This window comes from Pseudomonas wadenswilerensis, assembly GCF_900497695.1.
Lineage (GTDB): Bacteria > Pseudomonadota > Gammaproteobacteria > Pseudomonadales > Pseudomonadaceae > Aquipseudomonas > Aquipseudomonas wadenswilerensis.
Genome location: NZ_UIDD01000012.1, coordinates 574,959 through 580,958 on the forward strand (window position 1 = coordinate 574,959; position 6,000 = coordinate 580,958).

Here is a 6,000-nt window from a genome sequence, read left to right on the forward strand (position 1 = left end):
CAGTAAGCGACTCCTTCTGCCCTTACCGACTCTACGGATGCTCTCCATGCGTAATGCTTCGCCCCTGTTGCGGCTCAACAAGAAGAATGATTTTCAACCTGTCTTAGATTCTGCCACGAGCAGCACCCTCGGTAAGGCCATCCGCGCCGCGCCGCGCTGCTCGGCACCGCCCTGGGCATTGCTGCTGTACCGGCCGGGACGCTTGCCGCGCAAGCGGGCAGTGTCAGCCAGCAGTACAACATCCCCGCCGGCTCCCTGGATGATGTGCTCAACCAGTTCGCCCGCAAGGCCCAGATCACCTTGTCGAGCACCCCGCAAATGACCCAGGGCCTGCAGTCGCCAGGCCTGCAAGGCAGTTACGCCACCGACCAGGCGCTGCGCCAATTGCTCAACGGCTCGGGCCTGGAGGCCGTCAGCCAGGATGGCGGCAGCTTTGTGCTGCGGGCTCAGCCACAGGACGCAGCGCTGTCGTTGCCAAGCACAGAAGTGCGCGAGTTCGCCCTGGGTAATGCGCTGGGCAGCATGGAAGGCTACAACGCCACCCACAGCCAGGTCGCGACCAAGACCAGTGCGCCGATTCTGGAAACCTCGCAGTCGGTGTCGGTGGTTACCCGTCAGCAAATGGACGACCAGGGCTCGCAGACCGTGGCCCAGACCATGCGCTACACCCCTGGCGTGCTGACCAACCCCTATGGTGCGACTCACCGCTACGACTACGTGGCCATGCGCGGCTTCAACGACGGCTCTGTGGATAACATCTACCTGGACGGTCTGAAGTCCATGGGTGACAGCGGCACCTACAGCACCATGCAGGTCGATCCGTACTTCCTTGAGCGGGTGGATATCCTCAAGGGGCCGTCTTCGGTGCTCTATGGCCGCAGCTCGCCCGGCGGCCTGGTCGCGCTGACCAGCAAGAAGCCGCTGTACGAGACCTATCACCAAGTGCAGGCCACTGTCGGCACCCAGGGCCAGCGTGGCGTTGGTTTCGACTTCAGCGGCCCGCTGGATGACGACAAGCGCATCGCCTACCGTCTGGTGGGCGTCGCCGATCAGTCCGACACCCAGTTCGACCACAACGAAGAAAAACGCTTCGCCCTGGCGCCGACCGTCAGCATCAACTTCAGCGAAGATACGTCGCTGACCCTGCAGGCCTACCTGCAGCATGACCCCGACGGCGGTTATCACGGCGGCGTTCCGGCCGCTGGTGCGCTGCACCAGCGCAATGGCCGGCGCATCTCCGATCACTTCTTCGAAGGCGAGCCGGGCGTCGATCGTTACGAGCGTGACCAGCAGTCGTTCGGCTACCAGTTCGAGCACCGCTTCAACGACGTATTCACCGCACGGCAGAACTTCCGCTACCTGGATTCGACGGTGAAGATGGATCAGGTGTATGCCTGGGGCTGGACCACGCCAACCAGCAACGAGTTGAACCGCTACTACACCGGCGGCGAGGAAAAGCTGCACTCGTACATCATCGACAACATGCTCCAGGCCGAATACTTCATCGGCAGCGCCAAGCACACCACGCTGCTGGGCCTGGACTATCAACGGCGCAAGACTGTGGTCGACTGGCGCAGTGGCGCCCTGGCCCCGATCAATGCCTTCGATCCGCAGTACGGCAACTCGGAAATCACCTACTTCGACCCCACCAGCTACCTGCGTCGCCTGCAACAGACCGGCGTATACCTGCAGGACCTGATCGAGCTCGACCAGTGGCGTTTCTCCCTCGGCCTGCGTCAGGACTGGGTGAAGACGTCGGATGAGAACCGCATCGCCGAAGCCAGCCGTCCGCTGGGGACCAAGATCAGTGACGAGCGTACCAAGCTGACTGGTCGCGCCGGCGTGCTGTACCTGTTCGAGAACGGCATTGCGCCGTACATCAGCTACTCCGAGTCGTTCAACCCCAACTCCTACGCCGACCAGTCGGGCAACCCGCTGGCGCCGACCGAGGGTACCCAGTGGGAGGCTGGTATCAAGTACCAGCCGCCGGGCACCGACAACCTGTTCACCGCCTCGGTGTTCCGCATCGAGCAGGAGAACCTTGCCTCCAAGCTGCCGCAGGAAGAGTTCTACCGTCCTGTCGGCCAGGTCCGCTCCCAGGGCCTGGAACTGGAAGCGCACATGCAGGTCACCGACAACCTGAAAGTCCTCGGCAGCTACACCTTCACCGATATCGAGTACTCCAAGTCGATGCCGAGCACGTTGTTTGGCAGCGACCTCGACAACAAGGGCAACTCGCCGACCCAGGCACCGCGGCACATGGCCTCGCTGTGGGCTGACTACAACTTCCGCCAGGGCGCCCTCGACGGCCTGCGCCTGGGCGGTGGTGTGCGCTATGTCGGCTACAGCTGGGTGGATGCCGAGAACACCATGAAGGTGCCCTCCTACACCCTGTTCGATGCTTCGGTTGGCTATGACCTGGGCAAGGTCGGGCTCAAGGGCGTGGATGTGCGGCTCAATGCCAACAACCTCACCAATGAAAGCTACATCGCCTCCTGTGCCAGCCTGAGTTATTGCTACATGGGCGAAGAGCGCAATGTCAGCGCCACGGTCAGCTACCAGTTCTGATCCCACCTGTATGAACGACAAAGCCAGCGCCTGATTCCGGGCGCTGGCTTTGTTGCATCTGGCGACTTACTCCGGACCTTTACTCATGCGTCAGCTTTACGTACTGCTCCACCGCTACCTCGGCCTGATCACCGCGCTGTTTCTGGCCCTGGCCGGCCTTACCGGCAGCGTCCTGGCCTTTCATCACGAACTGGACGAGTGGCTCAACCCGTCCTTCTACGAAGCCCCCGCCGTGGGTGAACGACAGCAGCCGGGGGTGCTTGTGGATAAGTTGCAGGCCGAGCACCCGCGGCTGCAGGTCTGGTACATGGAGTACCCGAACGAGCCAGGGCATGCGGCGCTGCTGGCAATGGTGCCGCGCAACGATCCTGCGAGCGGTGAGCCCTATGCTGAGAAGAACACCGTGTTCTATCTCGATCCGGTCAGCGGCCTGACCCTGGGCCAGCGCTACTGGGGTGAGTGCTGCTTTTCCCGCGAGAACTTCATGCCGTTCATGCTTGAGTTGCACTACAGCCTGACGCTGCCCGGCAACTGGGGGATCCTGCTGATGGGCGTGGTGGCGATCATGTGGGTGATCGACTGCTTTATCGCCGTGCTGCTGACCTTGCCACGTGGGCGGCCGTTCTGGGGCAAGTGGGCGAAAGCCTGGAAGATCAAGGGCGGCCATGCCTATCGGCTGAACATGGATATCCACAGGGCGGGCGGTTTGTGGTTGTGGCTACTGCTGCTGCCGATTGCGATCAGCAGCGTGGCGATGAACCTGCCTGCCCAGGTGTTCAAACCGGCGGTGTCGCTGTTTTCAACGGTCGAGCCAAGCGTCTATGAAGCCCGTGGCACCCTGCCCAAGGAGCAACTGGGGGTTACCCAGCTGAGCTATCAACAGGCCTATCAGCTGGCACAGCAGGAGGGTCAGCGGCTGGGGCTGACAGCGCCGATCGGCGAGCTGTACTACAGCTTCGAGTACAACTTCTATGGCGCGGGCTTTGGCCAACACGATACCGATGCCCAGGGTAAGTCCTGGTTGTTCTTTCACGGGACTGACGGGCATTTGCTGGGCAAGGAGATAGCCGGGCAAGGCACCCTGGGAGAACGCTTTTACCGCTTGCAGTTACCCATACATGGCGGACGCATCATCGGTATGACGGGCCAGGTGTTGATTGCAGTGCTGGGGGTGATGATTGCGGTGCTGTCGTTGACCGGGGTGTATATCTGGTGGCGCAAGTTGCAGGCGCGGCGTAGTGGGAAGGTGCGAAGGGCTGGGTAAGTAAGCGGCTGTTCTGGGGCTGCTATGCAGCCCATCGCTGGCAAGACCAGCTCCCACAAGAGTCGAGTAGGCTTGAGGAGCTTTAGCAGTTACCAGAAAGACAAAACCCCTGTCTGCAGGGCAGACAGGGGTTTCGGAATGAATCTTGACGATGACCTACTCTCACATGGGGAAACCCCACACTACCATCGGCGATGCATCGTTTCACTGCTGAGTTCGGGATGGGATCAGGTGGTTCCAATGCTCTATGGTCGTCAAGAAATTCTGTGTGCCGGTCCGTCTGTTGCGACGTGCCAGCGAATTCTTGATGCTTCTACCTTAAAGACAAAACCCCTACCTGCATACGCAGATAGGGGTTTCGGAATTTAATCTTGACGATGACCTACTCTCACATGGGGAAACCCCACACTACCATCGGCGATGCATCGTTTCACTGCTGAGTTCGGGATGGGATCAGGTGGTTCCAATGCTCTATGGTCGTCAAGAAATTCTGTTGCCAGAAGGTCTTGTTAGACACTCCAGCGAATCGGGTATGTGATGTTTTGTGAGTTACAAATTCTCGGCTTTGCAGTCTTCACTACCGCAATTTGGCCTGCTCTTTATTTAGGAGCAGCAAATTGCTTGGGTGTTATATGGTCAAGCCTCACGGGCAATTAGTATTGGTTAGCTCAACGCCTCACAGCGCTTACACACCCAACCTATCAACGTCGTAGTCTTCGACGGCCCTTCAGGGAGCTCAAGGCTCCAGTGAGATCTCATCTTGAGGCAAGTTTCCCGCTTAGATGCTTTCAGCGGTTATCTCTTCCGAACATAGCTACCCGGCAATGCCACTGGCGTGACAACCGGAACACCAGAGGTTCGTCCACTCCGGTCCTCTCGTACTAGGAGCAGCCCCTCTCAAATCTCAAACGTCCACGGCAGATAGGGACCGAACTGTCTCACGACGTTCTAAACCCAGCTCGCGTACCACTTTAAATGGCGAACAGCCATACCCTTGGGACCGGCTTCAGCCCCAGGATGTGATGAGCCGACATCGAGGTGCCAAACACCGCCGTCGATATGAACTCTTGGGCGGTATCAGCCTGTTATCCCCGGAGTACCTTTTATCCGTTGAGCGATGGCCCTTCCATACAGAACCACCGGATCACTAAGACCTACTTTCGTACCTGCTCGACGTGTCTGTCTCGCAGTCAAGCGCGCTTTTGCCTTTATACTCTACGACCGATTTCCGACCGGTCTGAGCGCACCTTCGTACTCCTCCGTTACTCTTTAGGAGGAGACCGCCCCAGTCAAACTACCCACCATACACTGTCCTCGATCCGGATAACGGACCTGAGTTAGAACCTCAAAGTTGCCAGGGTGGTATTTCAAGGATGGCTCCACGCGAACTGGCGTCCACGCTTCAAAGCCTCCCACCTATCCTACACAAGCAAATTCAAAGTCCAGTGCAAAGCTATAGTAAAGGTTCACGGGGTCTTTCCGTCTAGCCGCGGATACACTGCATCTTCACAGCGATTTCAATTTCACTGAGTCTCGGGTGGAGACAGCGCCGCCATCGTTACGCCATTCGTGCAGGTCGGAACTTACCCGACAAGGAATTTCGCTACCTTAGGACCGTTATAGTTACGGCCGCCGTTTACCGGGGCTTCGATCAAGAGCTTCGCGTTAGCTAACCCCATCAATTAACCTTCCGGCACCGGGCAGGCGTCACACCCTATACGTCCACTTTCGTGTTTGCAGAGTGCTGTGTTTTTAATAAACAGTCGCAGCGGCCTGGTATCTTCGACCGGCATGGGCTTACGGAGCAAGTCCTTCACCCTCACCGGCGCACCTTCTCCCGAAGTTACGGTGCCATTTTGCCTAGTTCCTTCACCCGAGTTCTCTCAAGCGCCTTGGTATTCTCTACCCAACCACCTGTGTCGGTTTGGGGTACGGTTCCTAGTTATCTGAAGCTTAGAAGCTTTTCTTGGAAGCATGGCATCAACCACTTCGTCGCCTAAAGGCAACTCGTCATCAGCTCTCGGCCTTAAGATCCCGGATTTACCTAAGATCTCAGCCTACCACCTTAAACTTGGACAACCAACGCCAAGCTGGCCTAGCCTTCTCCGTCCCTCCATCGCAATAACTAGAAGTACAGGAATATTAACCTGTTTTCCATCGACTACGCT

At 58.4% G+C, this 6,000-nt stretch carries 2 protein-coding genes and 3 rRNA genes; 2 read left to right on the forward strand and 3 right to left on the reverse strand.

Going from position 1 to position 6,000, the window contains the following annotated elements; all coding sequences use genetic code 11:
• Nucleotides 1-156: 156 nt before the first annotated feature.
• Both CCOS864_RS27355 and CCOS864_RS27360 read left to right on the forward strand, forming a co-directional pair.
• Nucleotides 157-2,568 carry a TonB-dependent siderophore receptor gene (locus tag CCOS864_RS27355; RefSeq protein ID WP_115089507.1) on the forward strand — a complete coding sequence of 804 codons (2,412 nt, stop codon included), beginning with the start codon at nt 157-159 and terminating at the stop codon, nt 2,566-2,568.
• An 85-nt stretch (nt 2,569-2,653) separates the two neighbouring features.
• A complete protein-coding gene (locus CCOS864_RS27360; RefSeq protein ID WP_115089508.1) occupies nt 2,654-3,832 on the forward strand; it encodes a PepSY-associated TM helix domain-containing protein in 1,179 nt (392 codons plus the stop codon).
• Nucleotides 3,833-3,975: 143 nt separating this feature from the next.
• Here CCOS864_RS27360 and rrf (CCOS864_RS27365) read toward each other — a convergent pair.
• The 3 genes from rrf (CCOS864_RS27365) to CCOS864_RS27375 form a co-directional block, all read right to left on the reverse strand.
• A 5S ribosomal RNA gene (gene rrf / locus CCOS864_RS27365) occupies nt 3,976-4,091 on the reverse strand.
• 110 nt (nt 4,092-4,201) lie between these two features.
• Nucleotides 4,202-4,317 (reverse strand): 5S ribosomal RNA (gene rrf, locus CCOS864_RS27370).
• Nucleotides 4,318-4,464: 147 nt separating this feature from the next.
• A 23S ribosomal RNA gene (locus tag CCOS864_RS27375) occupies nt 4,465-6,000 on the reverse strand; the annotation flags it as partial.